Source organism: Enterovibrio litoreus (assembly GCF_045679545.1).
Classification (GTDB): Bacteria; Pseudomonadota; Gammaproteobacteria; order Enterobacterales; family Vibrionaceae; genus Enterovibrio.
This window is the reverse complement of the sequence record NZ_CP166194.1, coordinates 2512550-2536092: the sequence shown is the minus strand read 5'-3', so window position 1 is coordinate 2536092 and position 23543 is coordinate 2512550. Positions and strand designations below refer to the sequence as shown.

Sequence of the window (23543 nt, the reverse complement as noted above, 5' to 3'; positions counted from 1 at the left end):
ATGAAAAATATTTTGGTGATTGGAGCTACATCTAGCATAGCGTATGAAATTTGCAAGCGTTACTCTAATAAGGGTTGCAATCTTTATTTATTAGCTAGGGATATGGATAAGTTGACCTCCATAAAAAATGATTTGATCGTAAGAGGAGCTAATTCGGTTCAATGTGCTCAATGGGATGCAAGCCATGATCGAATCAATGATGACTCGTTAGATGAAGTTGTAGAGTCAATGGGAAAGCTTGACATTGTATTGATCGCTCATGGTTATCTTCCAGATCAAAAACAGTGTGAAGCAAGTAGCGAGAAAACTTTTGATGCCATATACGCAAACGGTTTTAGTGTGGTCAGAATTCTTACCAAAATAGCTAATGTAATGGAGAGTCAAAAGTCAGGAAATATTACCGTTATTACTAGCGTAGCAGGAGATAGGGGTAGAAAATCTAACTATGTATATGGCACTTCTAAATCAATGGTATCGACTTTCCTTCAAGGTTTGAGTCATAGATTGAGTCAGAAGAATATTCATGTTTTAGATATTAAACCGGGTTTTGTTGACACTCCAATGACAGAAGACTTTAAAAAAGGTATTTTGTGGTCATCACCTTCTGTTATCGCTAAGATAATTGAACGAAGAATTGAAAGGAAGTCATCCATAAGTTATGCGCCATTATTTTGGATTTTAATAATGGCAATAATTCGCGCCTTACCAAATAGAATAATTAACAAAATGGATATTTAAATTGTGCTTACTCTGAAGGGATCACCTTTTCTAATATTAGCATTTCTAGCCTCATTCGGTGTGTCATACTATATACTGTCTTATGGTCATATACATGAAGATGCATACATTCTTTTCATTTACGCAGAAAATCTAGCAAATGGACATGGTATAAGCTATTACCAAGGCGGTTCTAATGCTGAAGGGGCCACTGATTTCCTTTGGATGATTTTGTTGTCTCTTTTCAACATGCTCGGCTTTGATACTGCTATCGCAGCTGGCATTCTAAACTCACTTGGAATTGCAGTTACTACGGCAGTTTTAATGTCTTTTTTTACAAAGGAATACCGTTTTCTTTTTGTAGTTCCTCTTTCTCTTGTTTTATGGACATCAGACGTAACCGCTGCATCAATTGCAGGATTTAGTACCGGTTTTTATACATCATTAGTTGCCATCATATTCTGGATTATAGCAAACAATAATAAACAGACTATATATTTCTTGCCACTAGTATCCATTGTTATGGGATTGATAAGACCTGATGGTGTTATTATTGGAGTGGTTGCTACAATTGTCGGTTTGTTTTTGGTCAGGGAAAACGGACAGAAAATCGAACGATATTTGAAATTTGTTGTTTTGGCAGCGGCAATCGGAATCTCCTATTTCATATGGCGTTATTCGTACTTTGGACTTCTCTTGCCGCTGCCACTTTATGTCAAAAACACTTCTAGTGCTTTACTCCCAGGGTTAGCTAGTCACAAAGATTGGTTTGGTCAGAATTATATATTGATTTTTAGTGCCTTGAGCCTACTTGCTTTTTCTAAGTATCGTAAGATTTTGCTTCTCGCCTCAATACCTGTATTGACGCTATTTTTTATACTGACTTTTGTAACGCTAAGCCAAAATATCTCTCACAGATTTCAAGCGCCTGTAGTGGTATTGTGTATTTTGATTATTTCATTTCAACTGTCGAAACTTAGACTAGAAAACAAGCACTTAGTTGCTTCTTTTTTACTGGTTTCGGCACTTGTAGTTTATGACAATGTTATGGCGCTCAAGTTAGACATTCAAGATCTTTTAGCCAAAGTCTATATAAACTACTTACCTAATAATTTGAAAGATGATGTAAAAAGTGAAACTGTGATTACATTAAGTGAAGCGGGTAGGTTTGCTTATTGGGTAGGTGGAAAAAAAATTGACCTTGTAGGATTAAATACGCCAGAAGCAGCGCTAGATGGTGCAAGCGTAGATTTAATGGAAAGAGCATCTCCAGATGTTATCTTTATTCATACAGCGGGGACGGTAATACTAGAGGATCTTTGTGATTCCAACTTTTGTTTCACTTCCATTGATGATATTAAAGAAAGGGTTATATATGAAAATGACTGGCGAGAAGTTAGTGATAGAGTTGTAAGAGTTCCATATGTTGTTTTTGAATATCTTGACAAATATGAACATGACTATGATATTTTAATGGTTTCATATTACGGTAAATATAGGCATATTTATGCGATAAAGAAGCAAGGTGATATTGATGTTGATTCTTTTGTCTCTGCGCTTGAGAAAAGCTTTATAGATGAATATCATCTCCCATATCTATCGATAAAAAAGACACATTGATTCCAGGTTGTGTATAGGCAATATTGGTAATCGTGTTTTCCTGGATGTTGTATGCTCTTGAGTGTTTTTCGTGTCATGGTTGTGTTTATTATTTCGAAGTTTGATTATGTATAAAGTAACACTTTACGTTTTATTTGCGATAGTTGCAATGATTGTCAATATCCTTTCTCAGGAGTTATCTTCATTCAGTTTTTCTGAATCCGTCTACGAGTTGGAGATTAGTATAATAGTTGGTACTTTTTCAGGCCTAATTGTTAAATATTGCCTTGATAAAAAGTATATTTTCAATAACGTACCAAACGTTGATAGCAGTAGCCTTCTCACTTTTTTTCTTTATTGCTTGATGGGCGTAGTGACTACATTTTTGTTTTGGTCGACTGAGTATCTTTTCGATGTTTGGTTTGAAACTAAAACGATGCGTTACGTTGGGGCTGTCATTGGACTTAGTATTGGGTATTTTAGTAAGTATCAACTCGATAAAAAATATGTTTTTGTCAACCGAAGTCGTTAGATTGCCATTCACTGAATGTGTATGTTAACGGTCTGCCTTCTTTTGCTAAGCTAACTGATGTTTTGCGTTTCTTATTGTAGGATGATGCGCAAAATTTTGGTTGTTTTATTAAACCTTCACTGATAAGTTATATTTATAAATGAATACTTTATCTCCATTATTTCGTTTGATGCGACCAAAGCAATGGGTGAAGAACACTTTTGTTTTCGCACCTTTAGTTTTTTCTGGTCAGTTGTTGCAAGTAGAATCCATACTTTTAGCTTTGTCCGCATTTGTGGTTTTCTGCATTGCTTCATCTGCAACCTATATATTAAATGACTACAATGATATAGATAGCGATCGTAAGCACCCTATAAAATGTAAATCTCGACCGCTGGCATCTGGAGAAGTAAGTAGAAAGCAGGCGCGCTTTCTTATGTTATTCCTCTATGGATTGGTTTTGGCATATGGTTTGTTTTCATTTGATGTTTTCATTGTCGTTGTTTCTTACTTGTTGCTGAATGTTGCTTATACTTTTCACTTAAAGCATCAGCCAGTGCTCGACATTTTTTCAATATCAACAGGTTTTGTTCTTAGAGTTTATGCTGGAGCCGTTGCTTTGCATGTTCCTCTTTCGTCATGGATGTTTATAACGACTTTGTCTTTAGCTCTCTATCTAGCTGCGATAAAACGTCGGCAAGAACTCGTTAAGAGTGGTGATTCTTCGCGCAGCGTGCTTCGGTATTATACGGTCAGTTTAATTGATAAATACGCACAAATGGCTGCAACCTGCTCGATTCTTTTTTATAGTTTATTTGTTATTTCTGACAAACCTATGATGGTTTACACAATCCCATTCGTTTTGCTAGGACTTTATAGGTATTGGTTCATTGTAGAGACTAATGAATCTGGGGAATCGCCCACTGATGCTCTTTACTCAGACCGTTTTCTACAAATTACAACAATTGCATGGATAGTTGCTTGTATTTATTCATTGACGGTTTGAGAGGGTGCTATGGACTTGAGTTATATTATTACTCCATTTTTTGCATGGTTAGTTACTGGTTGTCTTAAATTTCTATTTAATTCCTTTAAAGAGAAACGATTTGCCCTCGACTTAATCGGATATGGCGGTTTTCCTAGTAATCATACCAGTATTGTTTCCAGTACAGTTGCCATTGTTTTTTTTAATGAAGGCATCCATTCTCCTGCTCTTGTTGTGGCATTGGCATTAGCATTCATAGTAGTCCTTGATGCAAATAGCTTAAGGCGTCAGATTGGAAAGCAAGCAGAAGCGATCAACCTGCTTAATCGAGATTCAGAGAAGTTGCCATTAAGAGAAAGGATAGGTCATACAAGGGTAGAAATTATTGCTGGTGCTATCGTGGGTGTAATGTCGGCCTGGGTGATACACTTGGTTTTTAGCGGTCTTTGATATTTAGATGATGCAGAATCGCTTTTTACGTATTGCTCGACGTATATTGCCATGGATTGTTCTTGTCTCAATTGTGTTGTTTTTTGCGAATAATGCGCCAAACTTAGAACGATCTAAAGAGTATATTCTTACTATACCTCTTTCGACGGTTTTATTTTGCTTAGTGCTTGCTCTAGTTAGTTATTTTCTTAGACTAGCACGATGGCTAAATTACATGAGTCTATCCTCCATTGAAGCTTCTATATATGAGCACACGCTTATTTATTTCTCTGGTCTAGCCCTGACATTTACACCGGGAAAAGTTGGAGAACTCACTCGCGGTTTCTATCTCACTCAGAGGGGAGTTCCGTTTCGGTATACTTTTGCTTGTTGTGTCTCTGAGAGACTGAATGATCTCATAACAGTGATGTTCATAGGTGCATTTTTTTTGGCGCAGTATTTCCATCCTGCATTCATTGTTATTTCTGTTTTAATGGTACCACTACCATTCTTAGTTTATTTTTTCCTAAAATGTTTATCTGATATCTCTGAAACAGGTCGCTATTCTCCTATTGTCTCAGATTTTGTTAGTGTCTGGATGCCACGTATAGCCTGTAAGAGCTCACTCTTCTCATTTCTAGCTTGGTCATTCCAAGGCGTAGTTTTATACTTTTTTTTGGATCAGCTTGGTGCCGAAGTTTCAATACCTACGGCATTGAGTGTCTATTGTTTGAGTTTGGTAATTGGTGCTGCATCTTTAATTCCCGGAGGTATAGTAGCAACAGAGCTAGGAATGGTTTGGCTTTTGACCTACATTGGAGTGGACAAAGACTTAGCTCTCATTTCTTCCATAGGCACTCGAGCCATAACTTTGTTGCCCGCGATTCTGGTAGGCTTGCTCAGTGTGTTTGTACTTAGTCAGAAAGAAATTCTAGTTAAAGGTAGAGTTTAATGAGTAAGAAAAGTCGAGATTATTAGTTAATTTATTGCCCCCGGTGATGACGTGTCGAGCCAATGACATCAATCATTATTATTACTTCCGGCACCTGTTCACGGAGTTGCCGAAGCGTTCACTCGCCGATGATATATCGGATCTGATGCCGTGGAATGTTGATCTCAGTGGCATCGAGTAGGACTTTAACGGTTCATTAACCGCTTACGATTCATTTGAATACGATGATAAGTGGTCGCGCAACTCACTTAATTGACAGCAGTATTTTCTTGATAAAGGCGCTAACTCGCCAAATATGTGCAAGAATAGATGTATATGCGGCAAAAGCTATTAAGAACATAATGAACATGGTGACTTCCGAAATTTTCGATATCTCTCCCCAGATCCCAAATGCTGCAAAGCTACTTGCGAGTAGGCAGATAACAACCAAAGTTTGATGGCCAGTTAGGCCTAGGTTTTGAAAGATATGATGTAGATGTTCGCGATCAGGTTTGAATGGTGAGTCACCACGGCGACCCCTTCGTATCATTATCGCTGCCATATCCATCAAGGGCAAAGCAATTAGCCATAATGCTGTTACTGGTCGTAAAGGTGGGTTGCTACCATTTTGACTGGACAAAAGTAAGAGCCAAATAACAGTAAACCCAATTAGCATACTACCTGCATCTCCCATAAACACCTTGAACTTACGCCCCAAGATACCAAGATTCAGAATAATGTATGGTAAAAGAACGGCGACAATGACCATACAAAGGTAGGCCAGTTCAGGTTGATTGTCGTTAATCATTAAAACTGCCAATGCACCGAACGTAACGCTTGCTAGTCCCCCGAGTAGTCCGTCTATACCATCTACCATATTAAATGCGTTTATTGCGCCAATCACTGCTAGAATCGTGATTGGATAACCTACCCACCCCAATACTACCTCACCAAAACCAAACATGTTTCCTAAAGTGTTAAGCTCAATATGGGCCAGTTGCATCATTGCTAACGACAGTAGGGCTTGCACCGCAAATCGTACTTTAAAACTTATATCGAATTTGTCATCCAATGCACCCAGTATGACAAGTAAGACAATACAGCCCGCATAGGCGTCAGAGTTAGGAATGATATTGGGGTTGTTAAACAAAAAGTACAGTAGCGAGAAGCAGATTGAAATCCCGCCAACTAGAGGAATAGCGCCTTCGTGCTGTTTCCTTGCATTGGGTTTGTCGACAAGGTTGATTGCTTTGGCGACTTTGCGCATAAAAAAGAGAGTGGCAAGAGAGAAAAAAGAGAGAAACGCCAAGTCAACAAACTGGAATAGCACAGAGTTACCTTAAGTAGTGACGACTATTTGTGTATAGATTTTACGTGATTTAAGACCAAAAAAGCGAACCGCATTTAGGTGATCTGCGTCACATGAATGAATCTATGGTTGTGCTCTTTTTCTTGATTTTACATCTGTACTGTGGTTGTTATTTCTTAGAGGCGAACATAGTGATGCAACAAGACACCGAGGTTATTCTAGCTTCAATACTGTCGTTCGATAATGTTGCCAATTATCTTAAGGTACGACGTAGATGCATCAGTCTTCTCGTCCGTCAGCGTGTTAACGACAGCTTTCGAAATCGGCAGCCGTTATCAGCACAGTTCGATCGAATTAAATAATCAGTGCATTCACGTTTATTGGACATCAGGTGATGTGCTGCTCGCCATTTTTCTTGGGCTGAGTTAAACTCGCAAAAATGATACCCCGCTTGTAGAGTGACTTGATTCCTGTGTCGAATGTTTTTGTTGTTAGCCTGAAAAGATGTACTGATCGCCGAGAAAAAATTGCAAAAGAAATGGCAGAAAAACAAATCGCTTTTTCGTTTTTCGATGCAGTAGATGGGCACGAAAGTACACCTACTCTGGCGGAAGATTATGACTACCGGAAAAGGCTGTGGCTAACCAGTGGCAAAATGCCATCAAAAGGGGAGCTAGGTTGTTATGCTAGTCACTACCAGCTTTGGCTGAAGTGTATTGAACTCAATCAACCTATTGTCGTTTGTGAAGACGATATTGAACTGCACCATAAAGCAGCTGAGATTATTAAGGTTGCCCTAGAAGACGTAAATCGCTTCGGCTTTTTGAGGCTTGAAGCTATTGAGTCTGGTGGTGAATTCACCGAAGTTGAAAGAAATGGTGAATATCAAATCAACCTCATGAAAGATAATTATGGAGGAACTAGAGCTTACGCAATTTCTCCGAGTGCAGCTGTTAGATTAGTTAAGCATCGTTGGTGTTTACCAGTCGACTGCTTCATAGGTTTGAGCTATCTGCATGGGGTTCACTCGTATCAGCTGACTCCATGTCTTGTCGCAACGCATTTTGATGATGCGTCAACAATTCAGCTAATTGATGGTGCGAAAACGCCGCTTTATCGTAAACTCACTCGTGAACTATATACCGCTTACAAGAAAGCAATGATTGACATCGTGTACAGGAAAAAACAAAGAGCTCTAAAAAAGTGAGAGTTCTAAAAAAATGATAGTGCGCCTGTCTAATGCAAAGGACCTGCTGTGATAGTGACAATAGTGTCCATAATCCAACTTGTAACTACGAATGACAAACATTAGAAATCAAAAAACATCGATATTAGAGTTTAAGTCCAATTTTGAAGCCCTGTTTCTGATCTCCCCGCTAGCGCTCATGTTGGTATCAATTTTTAACTTTGTTGACACGAAGTGGTTGCTTTCAAGGCTTATTCCTTTGGTGTGCGTGTATTGTCTAATCCTTTATCGCGGTGCGATGAAGCGTAACTGGCAAAGCTCATTAATCAGACCACTTCTACTCGCGAGCCTTTTAGCATTTGTATATTTTGCATTAGTCCACCTCGTCCGAGGGGATGAGTTCGGCTTCTCTCGTACTCTATTAGCATGCTTGGTGTATTTGGCGCTCATCCCTTGGTCCAGAGTTTCTCATAGGCTTGTTAAGTGGCTTGTGGTGATTGCTGCAGTAGCCTGCGGCATCAATGCTGGTTATGAGTATTTTGTGATGGGAGTGTTAAGAGTTGGCATCGCTACGAATCCGATTCCTTATGCGCTGTATTGTGCATTGCTAGCCCTGACTTCTCTCTCTTTTATGTTGTCTGAAAAAGGGCATATTCGGTTCATAGCCTCATTAGGTTTTGTATCTGCCGTGGCGGCATTGGTATTGACTGATGTTCGCGGTGTGCTGTTGTTCTTCCCACTGATTGCATTATATCTTGCCTTACGCATACTGCCTGAATCGCGCAGCTATTACTTCATAACGTTGTTACTAACCTTGTTCTCGCTCGCTGGCGGCTATTATCTGTTTCAGGACAAAATTGATCATCGTATTCAGCAGACTGCCAAAGAACTTCAGTACATATCAGATGGCAACTATAGAACATCCATCGGGATAAGGTTAAATCTGTGGCAGGAGGGACTTGATGTCGTCGAGGAACACCCAGTTTTTGGTGTTGGTGATGTCGAACTGAAAGCTAGAATTATTGCTATGCCAAATAGTAAAGCTGCGATACAACCGCATTTACATAACCAATACATCGATACGCTTTCTCGCTATGGGACAGTCGGATTTGTCATTCTTCTACTTTGGCTTGTTTCTCCTTTGGTCACGTGTAAGCCAGGTGGAGGGGTTGAGCTAAGGCTTGATCCTCTTTTGACAAGTCTTATATTGATGGTCGCATTAGCGGGTATGACGGATGTACCTTTCCATCACACGCATGTTGTTTATCTGTTTACCATCATGTCTGGGGTCTTGTTGCTTACACAAACGCCATTAGACGAAGATGACGATTTAACTGTGAAGCCTCTCGCTTAAACATAGGAAGCGAGCTATTTAGCTCAAGAAAAATGCATCCCCTTTCTGAAATCACATCAGTAAGGGGACTTCTTTTGCAAAAACTTGGCATGATAGAGGTACGCTTTAAGGAGCCTATCATGCTAACTGCCGACCGAAACACGAACCTAAACACTTTTCACATCACCCACCACGGCGCTAAAACGGGTGTCACTGGCTCATGCCATCAGCTGGATTTCTGTAACGGCGACGATAACGGGTCTTTGCTTGTCGATTGTGGTTTGTTTCAAGGGGATGAAACGCGCTCGCTGGATATCGAGTTTGATGTCACTGGTATTGATGCGTTATTGGTGACCCATGCCCACATTGACCATATTGGTCGACTGCCTTGGTTGCTTGCCGCTGGGTTCAACTCTCCTATCTATGCGACGCACGCAACGGCAACGCTTATCCCTCTCATGCTTGATGACGGTTTACGTTTGCAGCTTGGCCTAAAAAAGCCAGACAGAGAAAGAATACTAAGCGTTATCAGAAGATTGTTGGTAGCGGTTGAATACAACACCTGGCAAACACTTGAATCCCAATCTAGATCCCTAGCCCAGATCCGCTTTCAACCCGCGGGGCATATTCTGGGTTCTTCCTATATTGAAGTGAAACTGCCTAGCGACGAGGTGATCGTGTTTTCCGGGGACTTGGGGCCCAAGAACACACCACTGCTTCCAGATCCCCATCCACCAGAACGGGCTGATGTATTAGTCATCGAAAGTACTTACGGAGACAAAACGCACGAATCGATTGCATCGCGAGCCGAACGCTTAAAAACGTTAATCAATCGGTCGCTGCTTGATGGTGGTGTGGTTATTATTCCGGCTTTTAGCGTTGGGCGAACACAAGAGTTGCTTTTTGATATAGAAAACCTGATTGCTAAATCGCTTAACGAAGATGAAAAGCGTGCTTGGTCAACCATCCCCGTGATTATCGATTCTCCTATGGCAGCCAAGGTAACCAAGCAATACCGTCAGTTCAAAACGCTGTGGAGTAAAGAAGCCAAGATCAAACTACAAGAGGGTAGGCACCCGCTCGCATTCGAGCAATGCATCACCATTGAGTCCCATCACGATCACCAAGCGCTGGTTAACCGCTTAAAGCAAACGGGTGAGCCAGCGATTGTGGTCGCTGCCAGTGGAATGTGCAACGGCGGCAGAATACTGAATTATTTAGAAGCCTTGCTGCCGGACTCGAGAACCGATGTGATCCTCGCAGGTTATCAGGCGCGAGGCACATTGGGACGAGACATACAGCAAGGAAACAAGATAGTCGAAATTTCAGGCGAACACATCGAAGTAAACGCTCACATTCATACTATGTCAGGGTATTCTGCCCATGCTGATCAGCAAGATCTGCTGACATTCATTGCAGGCATCGCTACAAAGCCGAACGAAATCCGGATCGTACATGGCGATCTTCAAGCTCAGCAAGCACTAGCCGGAAAGATAAAGGCCAGCGGCCTCGCCGATAAAGTCACTATAGCCGCAGACCAATAGAAAATGGCGCTCAATCTAGCGCCATTTTTATTTTCAGGTCAGGGTGGTTATTTATGCTAGTTACTTGTTCGTAAATTCAGCCGCCGGATAACGCGCGTCAGTCATACTATATAGGCTGTATTTACGCGCCAGCATTTGACCGCCATCACGAGATAAAGGTGTCCAGCCAATCACTGCTCGGTTGGCACTTGGTTTCACAGTGAAGATGTCAAAAGGAATCGAGATATAGAAACCCTTGTTAAAACTTCCCTCCCCAAATTGCTCTGCAGAAAGGTTTGTTTTGGCCATGTAAGCGCCAGCAATCACGCCACTGTCAAATTGCTTTGATACATCCAGCGTCACGCCTTTATCTTCCGCCAAATACTGCCCCACACTGGCCTTGATCAGCAAATCATCAAACCAGCTCCATTCAGGGCGATAATACGTCGTGAAATGGCCAGTTGGCGTACCGGTCTGAACATTGTAGTAACGGCCTGTCGTTGGGTCGTAATGGCGCTCTTCTGTGAAAATTCCAAACTCAGAATTCGGGTCGCGCTGCGCCACATAGTTCAAATCCATCCCGAATGCCCAGTTACTCTTAAGTGGGCGATAAAGCACTTCACCGCCGACACCCGCGAACATGGTTTCAAGATAGCCGCCGTAGCCTTGCACATAAACGCTGTCACCGAACTTATCAAAGGCCGTTAACTGAAGGTTACTCACGCGAACAGGATTGTCCGAAATATACTGGCGGACCAAAGTACGAACACGTTTTAAATCAGTGCCATCAGGCGGTACGTCATATTTGAACTTGTCGTAGTTATCATAAAGGTTAACGTAAACGCTGCCACCAAACTCAATGTTGTCGGTCAGCCAATAGCTAGCACCGCCACTCACACCAATATTGAAGAGATAGAAATCTTCCGAACCACCAATCGATTGTTGAAGGTTAGGGGAGAAACTCACCGACCAAGGTTCACTGGTATCAGCTTGTAACATGCCACGTGGGGAATTCGGGTTAACCAATGTGGTGGCGTCTGAAACGCTTGCGCCCACATATTCTTGATTTGCGACTTTGCGGTAAGCTTCTACATCAATCGTGGTTTGCGTTGTTGATTGGTTGGCTTGCTGCTCAACAAGGTTGAATTGGGTTGCGGATGTTCCCGAGTTCGCAAGAATCATCGCACCTTTTTCATGTGCCAGCTCGCGATCGCGGTATTTGCCTTGCGAGCCCACCACTGTCACAGATTCATTATCCGCGTAGATCTTCACATCGCCATAGCCTGCAACGGAATCGAGATCTTGTGCGACGCGCTGCCAATCAATGTCTGCCGCATCTGTCTGAGGCTTTGGTGCATAGGCAGGGGTTGGCGTGTCTACCCAGTTTTGCGACAGTGAATTGAAGTTTGTTTTCAGCGTAACGCCAAGGGTCCACGTATTACCGCGCTCGTAACTGGCGCGAATATCACCCCAATCATCAAAGCGATAGACAGCGCCCACGTTAAAGGGAGAGTCTTGTGGCATGCCTTTTACTTTTTTTGTAACTAATGTGTCACTCTTATAGTTGTTGCCATCATATTCCAACTTCAGGCTCAACGGCTGTAAAGGTGTTTGGTATTCCATGCCACCAAATACAGACATACACCCCGTAAACCAACGGGCGAAATCCACACTGCCGCCTTTCCCTTTATAAGAAGAGTCGCGCCCGCAGTCATCGCCCAGACTGGTGTCGCCTTTTAAATTAGCGCGGTTACCCATGTAACCCCAACCTAGACCTACAGTAAAATCAAAAGGCCCCATGTGTTTACTGGCTGCGATGTATTCACCATCAAATAGACCCGTGCCGCCTAAATCACGAATACCGATAGCGGTCTCAGGTAACCAGTAGCTTTCTTCCAAAAGGCGAAGCTTAACGTCGATCCCTTTGTCTGTATAGGCTCTATCTTCTGGCGCAAAGCTGGGGTTGTTGTTGTATTTTCGATCAGGGACTTGCGTGTAACGAATGGTCGCTTCCAACCAAGGCATTAACTGCAGCGAGCTATGATAATGATGATAATCATCATTAATGGTCGCGCCGATGGAAAACTCACCTTCAGGCGCAACGCGGCCTGTTGGCATTTGCATCAGGCCGACACCACCAAAATCACTTTGTGTGGGTTTAAATGGCGTGAAGTCTAAATCATTCGCAACAGCCGGCAGGGCATGCATCAATGCCAGAGTAAGCGAAGAAAACTGAAAAATACGACGATGCATGACTACATAACCCGATGTTGAAGAAGACGAGGAATATCGCGATTAAGCGATTTCAGCGCAGAAGGTAACCCTTGGAAAGGCACATAAACCACAGCACCCGGTGCAATGTTCTTGGGGATGCCGTTCCAGTATGCAACCTGGTGTGTTTCGAGTTTGCCGCCTGGTTGAATCACAGAAACATCACTGATCCCAAAAATATTGAGCGTATTGGCTATATCGAGATAATCGTCCGCAACATGGCTTGGCGAAAAAACCGCATCGGTGGATGTTGCCACTGCGCCAACCACCCAAACATGATTAGGCCGAGGTGGGAGCAATAACGTTAATTCGCCCTCAACCAAAGGGTTAACCTTGCTGCCTGCGAGATAAAAATCGTGATCCAATTCAACGGTAATGCGGGTCTGGAAAGTCGATGACGCCAAAAACTCAGAAAGAGAATTGACCGCAGAAAGCTTTTCTTCATCGTCTTGCCAGCGTTCCGCAAGTGCCGCCAGCTTAGTGGTGACATCTGCCAGCAGCGCGTCATTTTCACCTGAAACCGAATGTTCAAACAGCCCAGCACCTTGCCAATAAATCACATCTGTTGTGTGAGCCAGCATGTTCTGGCTTTTCTGCGCGACCAAAACGCGGCCTTGATCGATTACTTGAGATACGCGAGGGCGACCGTCGAAGGTGACCGAGTAGGCCTGTTGGGCTTGACTGCCAGTCATCACAGTCACCGTGGTTGTTTGCGCCAAGGCATTTGGCACGAACGCCAATAGAGATAGCGCGAGTAATACACCGCGATTTAAGAGTGAAGAACCAAAAAAAGAAGAACCAAAAAGGGAAGAACTGTTCATGTTATTCGCTCACTCCCGCAAAAGGTTTGAGTATGGTGATCTCAATGCTCGCTAAACCAGGGGCAGGTGTTTGTTGGCTTGCCATCACCTTGCCAGAGACAGGGTGAAGCCAGAATTCGTTTTCGAAACGTATGTTCAGCTCAGGGGCATGAACATATTCGATAAAGTGAAGCGTAGAAACAGGTTTCTCATTCACCATTAAGGTGTTTTCGCCTTGCAGCTCAAAGCGAGATTCCAGCGTATACCCAGAGTGGGAGCCCGGTTGCCAATCGACTTTTCGACGCCATTGATAAGGGGTCGAATTGTTTAACAGCCCAAGGGCTAAGGGGTCGGCATCTAGGGAGTAACTTGCCGTTAGGTTGCCACCTAACAGATTGACGGTTTTTACAATGCGGCCAAATTCCGTGACCAACATTTCGCCATTCGCTGACAGCCATTTCAGTTGAACATTTTGCTCAGGGCGTGGCAGGTTAGACACACTTGGAGAGGCATAACCCAGCACCATAAACGCCTGACCACTAGAGTCAGTTTTGGCATAAAGGCTGGCGTAGGGAAGGTCTTCAATCTTTGCTGGCGCGATAACAACATCGTCATGGCCGAATAGCGCGAGCGAGACAGTATCTTGTACATCTTCAAATTTCTGACTGCAGCCAGAAAGTGCACTCATTACACACATCAGCGCAGCGGCCTTTAGGCCAATTCTCTTATTGTTCATAGCACTACAACGAGATCTCTACGGGGAATGGCGGCCACGATTGGCAATAGCAAAAGTAGCGGTTTAAAAACAAAGAAAACCGAACAGCTTTCACTGTTCGGTTTTTTTTACATAACGTACTGATTAACCTTGAGTGGTTACAGACGTTGAAGTAGTGGTTGCAGTGTCGTTGTTACCCGCGTCAACCGCGACAACAGCAACAGCAACAACAGCAGCACCAATTGCTACAGCAGTAGCAGATACACCACCAACAGCAGCAGTTGAAGCTGTTGCGCCGCCAGCAGAACCGCCAGTGGTTGACGCAGTTTCTTCAACTGCCATTGCTGGCGCTGCTGCCATCATCATCGCTGCAACAGCAGCAATTACTGATTTTTTCATGAAAAACTCCATATCAAAAAAGTTACGCCTGCTTTGAAATTCAGACAGGCTGCCAAAATGCTAAACAGTAATCGGTAGTAAGTAAACAGATAAACCACGTGGTAGCAAAGAAAGTGTCAAATAATAAGGAATAAGTTCTCACAAAGAGACCATTAGAATAAATTTTGAGTCAATGGCTCGAAATAAGTACACTCCTATTCAGTTTTCTTGGTGCTGTGGAGTATTACCGTGAAATGTAGACATGTTTTATCCCTTCTATTAAGTGCCAGTGCATTAGTCGCTTGCTCATCCCCTCAACAATCCATTCAAGCCAATGGCGTTATTTTGTGGAGTAACGGTACAGAGGAAAAGGTGCGTGTTACTCCTTCCAATGATCATTTTGTGTTTGTCCATCAGGGTTTTTCACAAAGCCAAGTTGTTGTTTACAGCCGAATAACAGGGGCGAGCACGTTAAATTGCGAATACTACGTCAATGAACCTAAGCCAGCTGTGCGCTTAACCGTGTGCGGTGAAGGGGAAGTCGAACTTCTCGAAAACGGAGTGACACAGAACATTGGTCAACTCACCGTTTACTCGTCTTAAATTGTAACCAAGTATTGCGACACTCGTTCCAATTAGAGAGGTGTCTCGCAATTTGTTCTGAGTGTGAGAACGTTACCTTTAACCAATTGTTCAAAAACTCAACAGCTTAATATAAAACGCTCAATTTCGAGACAGTTAAATAAATAACATGCATTTTCTGATTAATTTCATTGTGTCTTAAGTGCTACACTTCTGCCTCAATTTTTAAGCAGGTGTCGATAATTTTCTTTCAGCGGCAGGCTGCGTTTAAGCCAGTGTCTAAAAATACCAACAGGACATATTGGCTAAACATATCGACAACATTTTTGATCGTACATTTTGAACTGATGCGTACTTTGGGAACGACACCCAAGGGCGGTAGCGTCGAGATTTCAATGACACATTTCCAACAACTTTTCTGGAAAGCCAACGCTCTATGACTACGACCTTTGATAGAAAGCAGAAAATTAAGGCGAAGCTACCTGCCAGCTTTGATGCTCGGGTCCGTAGACAAGCGACGTCACTCAATGTCTATTGCTCAAAAAGTGAGCGTGATGTTCTGCAATCAAAGTTAATGCTACTTAACGGAATCAATTGGGAGTTAAACAACTACGATGCATCGCCAGAGAGCTTACGATCAAAAACCGTATGCTATTGGCACCCAGATAAGTTAGACGCTGAAGCATCGGCTCAACTGCTAGCTGTAGTTAAAGCAGGGGGCAGAGTGATGCCTCTTGTTGATTATCTTGAAGATAAATACGAGTTGACCCATTTATTCTTAGTCAACGAGCATTATTTTTTGCAGCATAGATGTTTCTACGCAGTGACTCGAAAGTCGCGCCGTTTCATGAAACGCGGAATGGATATCGCCATTTCACTTGCCATCCTTTCCGTTACATGGCCGCTAATGCTGTTGGGTAGCCTGCTTGTCGTCACCACATCCGGTTTTCCAGTGATTTATAAGCAAGAAAGAGTGGGGCGATACAACAGACCTTTTGTCATTTATAAATTGAGAACGATGAGTACGGATTCCGAAGCCGATGGCGTTGCTCGTTGGAGTGGCGATGATGATGAACGAATTACGACGTTAGGAAAGTTCCTTCGTACCACCCGCATAGATGAACTGCCGCAAATCTACAACATTCTAAAAGGCGATATGTCATTCGTTGGGCCGAGGCCAGAACGTCAACAGTTTGTTGACCTTTTACAAGAGCATGTCCCTTGGTATCCATTTAGGCATAGCGTAAAGCCAGGGCTCACTGGGTGGGCGCAGATTAATCATGGATATGGCTCATCAATTGAGGATGCCATGATCAAACACCAATACGACATCTATTACATGAAGAACCAGAGTATTGGGTTTGACCTGAAAATCACACTGAAAACGGTCAGAACTGTGGTTCGAGGGCTACTGTCTTGTCTAAAGAAATAAGGTTAATTACGCTAGATCCGCCTTACTCAAAATACTTTAGGCATTTGGCTAAATACCTCGAAGACAATGAACAAGTCGGGTTCAAGAAACACTATGTTAGCGCACTGGGATACCTGGTATTTGGAGTGCAAGACTCTGCACTCATTAAGATAAGAATACTGAATAGAGTACCAAGCTTTAGTAGCCGTAAAACAGTGGTAGGTTTGGCGAACAAATTAGGATATGAACTCACTCCGAAATCACTTCGCCGATCAGCACAGTATTTGGAGTGGCTGCAAGACGAAATCGTAAAAAATAGAATAAACACGTGTCTGCTATACAACGCGACACGGTTCAATCATGCGCTGGCCATTACCCTGTTTAGGGATATGGGGGTGTCATATTACGTCTTTGAGCGGGGCACTCAGAGAGGGAAAACGACCACATTGTTGGCAAACCCTACCCTTGTTTCCTTACCCGAATTGGAAGAATCTCATCATTTTGCTCAACGAGTAGAAACCAAGCATTACGGAACAGAGTCGCTGTCTGACTATGTCTTATTTTTTTTCTTCTTAATGTTTGATCGGTTGGGGCGTTTACTTCGGTTGAACTTTGAATCACCAGATAAAGCGCTGAGGAAAAAACGCTATACCAGCATCCTTTTTCGATGGATAAAAGCGAAGCGGTCACCCACGCCCACGTTGAATAACAAGTATTTACTTGTTCCGTTGCAACTGGACTACGACAGCCAAGTGCGCTGTTTCTCAAGCTTCTCAAGCACGCAGGAGTTTATCAACAGTGTTGAAAATGGTTTTTACTGTTCATCACTGAAAAACGAATATGTTTTGGTGTTTACTACCCACCCATTTGAATGCAAAAAACACCAGTTTGATTCTCGCTCTTTGTGCTTTTCCGGAAAAACGGGGGTGTTAATGGAAGGGGCTTCCGCTGTGGTCACTATTAACTCAACCGCTGGGATGGAAGCCTTAGACAAGCTCAAGCCCTGCTTCGTGTTTGGGGACGCGCTCTACAAACAAGAAAATGTTGTTATACCAGCGACAACCGTGGATTTTACAACCAAATTAAACCTCTGGCATAAAACAGGGTGGTGCCCTTCCCGTCAGCGCGTCGAACAAATGAAGTTCAATATTTTAGCGAGCACCCAAGTCATGGGCTCTGTGTATAAATATGATGCTGAAGCCTTAGAGTTTGCGAAACGAAAAATCGTCAGTTAATGGAAAATAAAATGAAAAGTTTGGATGTAAGCAACTACTACACGATCAGCGAACACAAAGAAAACTGCGTGGCGGCTTTGAAAGAAACCTTCACACAACAAGCAGAGGCGCTCAGCCTTATCGCTAATCACCTTGACGAAACCGAGTACTTAAAAGCGATAGAAATTGTGATTGCATGTACTGGTCATGTCATTGTTTGTGGCATGGGTAAATCAGGGCATGTGGGTAAGAAAATTGCGGCAACATTGGCCTCTACTGGCACACCAAGTTTTTTCCTTCATCCAGCTGAAGCCTTTCATGGCGACTTAGGTATGATAACGCGTGATGATGTGGTGGTGCTTATTTCAAACAGTGGCGAGACTGATGAAGTACTGCAACTTATCCCATCGTTAAAAGCCTTTGGTAATAAAGTGATTGCGCTCACTGGGAATGAAAACTCCACCATGGGTAAGAACGCTGATGCCGTGTTGAAAATCATGATCAACAAAGAGGCATGCCCAAACAACTTAGCGCCAACTACATCCACCACAGTGACCATCGCCATTGGTGATGCGCTGGCAGTGGCGTTGATGAAGCGCCGTCAATTTCAACCCAATGATTTTGCCAAATTCCATCCGGGAGGTTCATTGGGCCGTCGTTTGCTCACCCGAGTGAAAGACGAAATGACGATGAATAACCTACCTTTAGTTACGCCAGAAACCAGCATGGCAGACGTATTGGTAACCATGAATCAAAGCCGTTTGGGGGTCGCGATTGTTCATGTAAGCGGCAAGTTGGCAGGCATTATTACCGATGGCGATCTTCGTCGTGTATTTGCCAAATCGACCGATTTGAGCCAGGTAAAAGCGGGCGAGGTGATGACCTTGGACCCTAAAGTTACGTACGAAACCAGCATGCTGTCTGATGCGGAAGAAATCATGCATTTGCATAAAGTGTCTTCACTTATCGTGTTGAACGACAACGATGACGTGTGCGGTATCATTCAAATATTCAACATATAGATATTCATGAAAATCAATAATATAAAAAAAGCCGCATTGATTGCGGCTTCATTGATCTTAGTATCAGGGTGTAGTTACCGGCCACCACTGGTAGAAGCCAATATTCCGTTGATTGCCAGTCAAACCCAAATCCAAACGGAAGATGTTTGCTTGCAATCGTTACCTGATTCATTGGCGGTGGGAGACGCGATCAATTTATCGTGTCCAGATCAAACCGACTACATCGTTGCGGAAACATACACCTCTGGGCTTGGGTATTTTTGCGCAATACTCATTGCCGATCATAAAGACGTTACGCTGTGCGGAATACCGGAGCAAAACGAGGCGAAACATTGGTTTAAGATTCAGCCTGTTATGTCTGGCATGTGATAGGTGATGCAAGAACTCAGACAGGCCCTTCGAGTGCAGGGCCGCGTAATTTATGCACTTATTCTGCGTGAAGCCCTGTCCAAATATGGCAAAAGCAAAATTGGCTACCTCTGGGCGCTGGTTGAACCCATTACCCAAGTATTGCTGCTAGTCCTCATTTTCTCAGCATTGGGTCGGCAGTCTCCCGTTGGCGGTGACTTGGCCGTGTTCTTTGCGACCGGTATCGTCCCTTGGTTGCTATATAACAGCTTGGCTAGCCGTTTATCTGGAGCGTATGGCGCAAATCAAGCGTTAATGGCCTACCCACATGTCACCCCCTTTGATGTGTTAATGGGGCGAGCGCTACTTGAAAGTACCACCATGATTGTGGTGTTTGCCCTTATCGTGTTTGCACTGCAATTAATGGGAAAAGCCTTATCTATTCACGATTTGTTTAACGTGATGGCAGCATTACTGACCCTCTCAGTATTTGCGATGGGCATCGGGATGATCAATGCCACCATTCGTGTGTATTGGGACAGTTGGGACAAGCTGTTCAGCGCTGCGAACCGGCCATTATATTTTCTATCCGGCATTTTCTTTACCGCTTCAAGTTTACCCCCTCAAGCAAGAGAGTTTTTGCAGTGGAACCCGATTTTTCAATGCGTTGAATGGGTACGGGCGGGGTTCTTCACAACCTACGAGGGGGCGTACATACGGTTTGAATACGCAATAAGTTGCGCTTTAATTGCTTTCGCCCTTGGGTTAATTGGGGTTACCCAAACCAAACATAAAGCGAGGAATTTATGATTGAGCTCGTCAATGCCTCCAAGCGCTATAAAACCCCCAATGGCAGCAAGCAGGTGTTAAAACCGTGTTCGATATCTTTTCCCAAAGGCAGGAATATTGGGCTTTTGGGTGTTAACGGTGCAGGAAAATCGACCTTGCTGAGGATGATTGCGGGATCAGAAGCGCCCACCACGGGCAAAATTATTCGCAACGTGAAAATGTCATGGCCTCTCGGGTTTAGCGGGGGATTCAACGGTTCGTTAACCGGCTATGAAAACCTGCGTTTTGTTACCCGTATTTATGGCGAAGATATCCGACGGGTTGAAACGTTTGTGCGTGAGTTTTCTGAGTTGGGTGATTACCTCAATATGCCGATTAAGAGCTACAGCTCCGGCATGAAGGCTAGGCTGGCGTTTGGGTTGTCAATGGCGATGGATTTCGAATGTTACTTAGTCGATGAAATTACAGGCGTAGGCGATAGACGCTTTCAAGAAAAGTGTCGTGATGCGTTTAAAGAACGCAGTGAACACTCAAGCATCATTATGGTTTCCCACAGCATGCCCACGTTGAAAGAGCACTGTGATATGGGGGCTGTATTAGATAACGGTGAATTGAAATTTTATGAAGACATTAATGAAGCTATCAATGTCTACTTAAACCTATCGAAATGAAGTAATGAAAATAAACAAACCAACGAAAGTCTTTCTGAATAAGTTTTGGAAAAACAGAAACACCAAGCAGCGATCATTCATTGCGGTTGTGATAGCGCCCACTCTGATAGCCGCATGTTACTACCTATTCATTGCCGCCAACCTTTATGTGGTGGAGTCTCGCTTTTCAGTGAAAGGCAACGAGATGCAGCAATTTGACATGTTAAGTGGTCTAGCGGGCATTCCCGCATCAGGCGGTTCCGCCACAGACTCTTACATCCTTCAAGAGTATATAAACTCCCACGAGGTAGTCAGCGCAGTCTCAAAAAATATTGATATTAACAAGATGTTTAATCATGAAGATGCTGATTGGCTGTCTTCACTAGGAAATGATAAAACGCGTGAAGAAACAGTCGATTATTGGCGCAAGCGTGTCACGGTGTCGTTTGACCCAACCACAACCATCATTACGCTAAAAGTGCGAGCCTTCACCGCTAGCGACTCAGAATTGCTTTCAAAAGAAATCATCAAGCAAAGTGAAAAACTGATCAATACGTTATCAGAGCGCGCGAGAGGAGATGACTTAAAATTTGCCGAACAGGAAGTAGAACGCGCTGAAGGTCGTGTGAGCGCAGCCCGAGTGTCTATGAATGCGTTTAGAAACTTGGTGCAAGATCTTGACCCCACCCAAACAGCAGCGGCCAAGATGACCATTATTGCTGAGTTGGAATCACAACATACGGCCTCGCAGGCAGAGCTAAAAGGCATGCAAGGTTACATGAATGAATCAGCGCCAGCGGTGTTGAACCTTAAGCGAAAAATTGCCGCGCTGACATCACAAATCAACAAAGAACGGGATGGCATCGCGGGTAGCAACCAAGACGGCATGGCGTTAAGCGGCGTGTTTGCCGACTATGAACCACTGCTCGTTGAACGAGAGTTCGCCGAAATGGCATACACATCTTCGTTGGCATCCCTTGAGGCTGCACGTGTTGAAGCGGCTAGAAAGCATCGCTATCTCGCCACTTTTGTTGCGCCTTCCTCGCCAGACGAAGCGCTAGAACCACATCGAATCAAATCCATCGCCACCGTGTTCTTGGCAGCGCTTATTGCTTGGGCAATTGGCTTGTTGGGGCTAGGTGTTGTAAGAGACCACGTAGGTTGGGTATAACGAATGAGTAAGTATTTATTGGCACCTTTGGTGCTCTCCTTTTCTGCACTCGCACAGCCTTTTTCTGATACAGATTCGGCAAACTTATCTGCGGCAACAGTTGCTACACCGACATCCACACAAGCAACGGCAGTGACTGCAGCGCCAGTTTCATCAATGGCGCACGTACTGCCGGCTGCCGAGCAAGATTTGCCGCCTCCGTTTGGCGCTAACTTGTTTGTGGGCGGGTACGAAGCGAACAGCATTGATGGTGTGAATGCTGATTATCGTATCGCCACAGGCGACAAAATAGCGATTTGGCTGTGGGGCGCGGTAAGCGTGAATGATGTTGCCGTTGTCGATGCCCAAGGCAATATTTTTATTCCAGAAATAGGGCCTGTCACCGTTATAGGCGAGCGTGCAGGCGACCTTCACCAATTGGTTGAAAAACAAATTCAACGCATTTACACGCAAGATGTTGAAACCTATGTCAACGTTCTCACCGCTACACCTGTCAGTGTTTTTGTGACTGGGCCAGTTCTGCGCCCGGGCCAATATGCTGGTATTGCTTCTGATGGCTTGCTTTCTTATTTAAAAAGAGCGGGTGGCATAGATTCAGAACGAGGCAGCTACCGTCATATAAGCGTTCAGCGTAATGGTGAAACCATTACTACGTTTGACCTTTATGATTTCTTACTAAAAGGCACGCTACCAAATATCCAATTCCGCGACCGCGATGTGATTGTGGTTGGTCAGCAAGGCGCAACGGTTGTGGTAGAAGGCGGAGCAAGAAACCCGTTTCGCTTTGAGTTTGCCAATAGCAAGGCAAACGGCGAAGAGTTGGTAACGTACGCACGCCCTCTCGCAAAAATTTCACATGTTGGCGTGCAGGGAAATCGCGATACAGGGCCATTTTCTGTCTATCTCGATTTCGACAAATTTGAAGCCATTAATCTGCATGATGGCGATACCGTATTCTTCAAAGATGACCTGCATGCCCAAATCATGAACGTGAGGCTAAAAGGTGAATACCTTGGCCCATCGTTCTATACCGTCAATAAAGGCACAAAACTGCACGACTTTCTGAATCACATTGCCGTGTCGCCAGAAGAATCAAACTACCAAGCGATATACATAAAACGAAAAAGTGTTGCCGCTAAACAAAAAGAGATGCTTGACCAATCGCTTGATCGATTGGAAAGAAGTGTGTTCACCGCGCCAGCCTCCTCAGACGGTGAGGCCGTGATCCGCGCAAAAGAAGCGGCACTCGTATCAGAATTTGTTCTGCGAGCTCGGCAAATTCAACCGGAAGGGAAAGTAATCGTTTCAGACAATGGCCTTGTTGCCAATGTGCGTTTAGAGCAAGGCGATGTGGTGGTAATACCTAAGCGATCTGACCTTATTAACATCGGCGGTGAAGTGATGATGCCGCAAGCCGTCGTGTTTAACCAGAACGCAACCTTGAATGACTATGTGGCATGGGCAGGCGGCTTTACCGAGCGAGGTGATGCAGAGCGCATTGCCGTGGTCCATGCAAACGGTATGGTCAGTTTTAATAGCGACCAGAAAATTAAACCGGGCGACCAAGTATTGGTGTTGCCTTATATCGATTCAAAAAATATGCAGTTGGCAAAAGATATAACCCAGATTGTTTATCAAATTGCTGTTGCGGCTAATGTTGTTCTGTGAG

At 43.8% G+C, this 23543-nt stretch carries 23 protein-coding genes and 1 pseudogene; 19 read left to right on the top strand and 5 right to left on the bottom strand.

Features of this window, described 5'->3' with window-relative positions; translation table 11 throughout:
* The 7 genes and pseudogenes from AB8599_RS11140 to AB8599_RS11110 form a co-directional block, all read left to right on the top strand.
* Window positions 1–738: an SDR family oxidoreductase gene (locus AB8599_RS11140; protein WP_407330986.1), complete on the top strand. Its 738-nt coding sequence runs from the start codon at window positions 1–3 to the stop codon at window positions 736–738.
* A gap of 3 nt (window positions 739–741) precedes the next feature.
* On the top strand, window positions 742–2337 hold the full coding sequence (locus AB8599_RS11135) for a hypothetical protein (RefSeq protein WP_407330985.1): 1596 nt from the start codon (window positions 742–744) through the stop codon (window positions 2335–2337).
* A gap of 106 nt (window positions 2338–2443) precedes the next feature.
* Window positions 2444–2848 carry a GtrA family protein gene (locus AB8599_RS11130; protein ID WP_407330984.1) on the top strand — a complete coding sequence of 135 codons (405 nt, stop codon included), beginning with the start codon at window positions 2444–2446 and terminating at the stop codon, window positions 2846–2848.
* Between the two features lie 139 nt (window positions 2849–2987).
* Window positions 2988–3833 (top strand): decaprenyl-phosphate phosphoribosyltransferase, encoded by an 846-nt coding sequence (locus AB8599_RS11125; RefSeq protein ID WP_407330983.1) that lies wholly within the window; start codon window positions 2988–2990, stop codon window positions 3831–3833.
* Window positions 3834–3842: 9 nt separating this feature from the next.
* Window positions 3843–4262, top strand: a complete 420-nt coding sequence (locus tag AB8599_RS11120; RefSeq protein ID WP_407330982.1) for a divergent PAP2 family protein — start codon at window positions 3843–3845, stop codon at window positions 4260–4262.
* 7 nt (window positions 4263–4269) lie between these two features.
* Entirely contained in the window at window positions 4270–5193 is a 924-nt protein-coding gene (locus tag AB8599_RS11115) for a YbhN family protein (RefSeq protein WP_407330981.1), read from the top strand.
* Window positions 5194–5221: 28 nt separating this feature from the next.
* A pseudogene (locus tag AB8599_RS11110) lies at window positions 5222–5374 on the top strand (transposase domain-containing protein); the annotation flags it as partial.
* A 63-nt stretch (window positions 5375–5437) separates the two neighbouring features.
* Here AB8599_RS11110 and wecA read toward each other — a convergent pair.
* A complete protein-coding gene (gene wecA, locus AB8599_RS11105) occupies window positions 5438–6502 on the bottom strand; it encodes a UDP-N-acetylglucosamine--undecaprenyl-phosphate N-acetylglucosaminephosphotransferase (RefSeq protein ID WP_407330980.1) in 1065 nt (354 codons plus the stop codon).
* A 451-nt stretch (window positions 6503–6953) separates the two neighbouring features.
* Between wecA and AB8599_RS11100 the strand changes: the two genes are divergently transcribed.
* From AB8599_RS11100 to AB8599_RS11090, 3 genes are all read left to right on the top strand, one after another.
* Window positions 6954–7688 carry a glycosyltransferase family 25 protein gene (locus AB8599_RS11100; protein ID WP_407333215.1) on the top strand — a complete coding sequence of 245 codons (735 nt, stop codon included), beginning with the start codon at window positions 6954–6956 and terminating at the stop codon, window positions 7686–7688.
* 91 nt (window positions 7689–7779) lie between these two features.
* The gene (locus AB8599_RS11095; protein ID WP_407330979.1) at window positions 7780–9021 is read left to right on the top strand and encodes an O-antigen ligase family protein; all 1242 of its coding nucleotides are present in this window, start codon (window positions 7780–7782) and stop codon (window positions 9019–9021) included.
* Window positions 9022–9140: 119 nt separating this feature from the next.
* Window positions 9141–10544, top strand: a complete 1404-nt coding sequence (locus AB8599_RS11090) for an MBL fold metallo-hydrolase RNA specificity domain-containing protein (protein ID WP_407330978.1) — start codon at window positions 9141–9143, stop codon at window positions 10542–10544.
* Between the two features lie 60 nt (window positions 10545–10604).
* Here AB8599_RS11090 and AB8599_RS11085 read toward each other — a convergent pair whose 3' ends face one another.
* From AB8599_RS11085 to AB8599_RS11070, 4 genes are all read right to left on the bottom strand, one after another.
* Window positions 10605–12776 carry a YjbH domain-containing protein gene (locus AB8599_RS11085; RefSeq protein ID WP_407330977.1) on the bottom strand — a complete coding sequence of 724 codons (2172 nt, stop codon included), beginning with the start codon at window positions 12774–12776 and terminating at the stop codon, window positions 10605–10607.
* Window positions 12777–12778: 2 nt separating this feature from the next.
* Window positions 12779–13615, bottom strand: coding sequence for a capsule biosynthesis GfcC family protein (locus AB8599_RS11080; protein WP_407330975.1), 837 nt, complete (start codon window positions 13613–13615; stop codon window positions 12779–12781).
* Between the two features lies 1 nt (window position 13616).
* A complete protein-coding gene (locus AB8599_RS11075) occupies window positions 13617–14330 on the bottom strand; it encodes a YjbF family lipoprotein (RefSeq protein WP_407330973.1) in 714 nt (237 codons plus the stop codon).
* Window positions 14331–14453: 123 nt separating this feature from the next.
* Window positions 14454–14708, bottom strand: coding sequence for a hypothetical protein (locus tag AB8599_RS11070; protein WP_407330971.1), 255 nt, complete (start codon window positions 14706–14708; stop codon window positions 14454–14456).
* A gap of 228 nt (window positions 14709–14936) precedes the next feature.
* Between AB8599_RS11070 and AB8599_RS11065 the strand changes: the two genes are divergently transcribed.
* From AB8599_RS11065 to AB8599_RS11025, 9 genes are all read left to right on the top strand, one after another.
* Window positions 14937–15290, top strand: a complete 354-nt coding sequence (locus tag AB8599_RS11065; protein ID WP_407330969.1) for a hypothetical protein — start codon at window positions 14937–14939, stop codon at window positions 15288–15290.
* Between the two features lie 415 nt (window positions 15291–15705).
* Entirely contained in the window at window positions 15706–16701 is a 996-nt protein-coding gene (locus AB8599_RS11060; protein WP_407330967.1) for a sugar transferase, read from the top strand.
* Window positions 16686–17915, top strand: coding sequence for a hypothetical protein (locus tag AB8599_RS11055; RefSeq protein WP_407330965.1), 1230 nt, complete (start codon window positions 16686–16688; stop codon window positions 17913–17915). The genes AB8599_RS11060 and AB8599_RS11055 overlap by 16 nt, the downstream gene beginning before the upstream one ends.
* Window positions 17916–17926: 11 nt before the next feature.
* Window positions 17927–18916 carry an SIS domain-containing protein gene (locus tag AB8599_RS11050; RefSeq protein WP_407330964.1) on the top strand — a complete coding sequence of 330 codons (990 nt, stop codon included), beginning with the start codon at window positions 17927–17929 and terminating at the stop codon, window positions 18914–18916.
* A 6-nt stretch (window positions 18917–18922) separates the two neighbouring features.
* Window positions 18923–19285: a hypothetical protein gene (locus AB8599_RS11045; protein WP_407330963.1), complete on the top strand. Its 363-nt coding sequence runs from the start codon at window positions 18923–18925 to the stop codon at window positions 19283–19285.
* A 6-nt stretch (window positions 19286–19291) separates the two neighbouring features.
* On the top strand, window positions 19292–20074 hold the full coding sequence (locus AB8599_RS11040; RefSeq protein WP_407330962.1) for an ABC transporter permease: 783 nt from the start codon (window positions 19292–19294) through the stop codon (window positions 20072–20074).
* Window positions 20071–20724: an ABC transporter ATP-binding protein gene (locus tag AB8599_RS11035; RefSeq protein ID WP_407330961.1), complete on the top strand. Its 654-nt coding sequence runs from the start codon at window positions 20071–20073 to the stop codon at window positions 20722–20724. The genes AB8599_RS11040 and AB8599_RS11035 overlap by 4 nt, the downstream gene beginning before the upstream one ends.
* A gap of 4 nt (window positions 20725–20728) precedes the next feature.
* On the top strand, window positions 20729–21874 hold the full coding sequence (locus tag AB8599_RS11030; protein WP_407330960.1) for a capsule biosynthesis protein: 1146 nt from the start codon (window positions 20729–20731) through the stop codon (window positions 21872–21874).
* A 3-nt stretch (window positions 21875–21877) separates the two neighbouring features.
* Window positions 21878–23542, top strand: coding sequence for a polysaccharide biosynthesis/export family protein (locus AB8599_RS11025; RefSeq protein WP_407330959.1), 1665 nt, complete (start codon window positions 21878–21880; stop codon window positions 23540–23542).
* Window position 23543 lies beyond the last annotated feature (1 nt).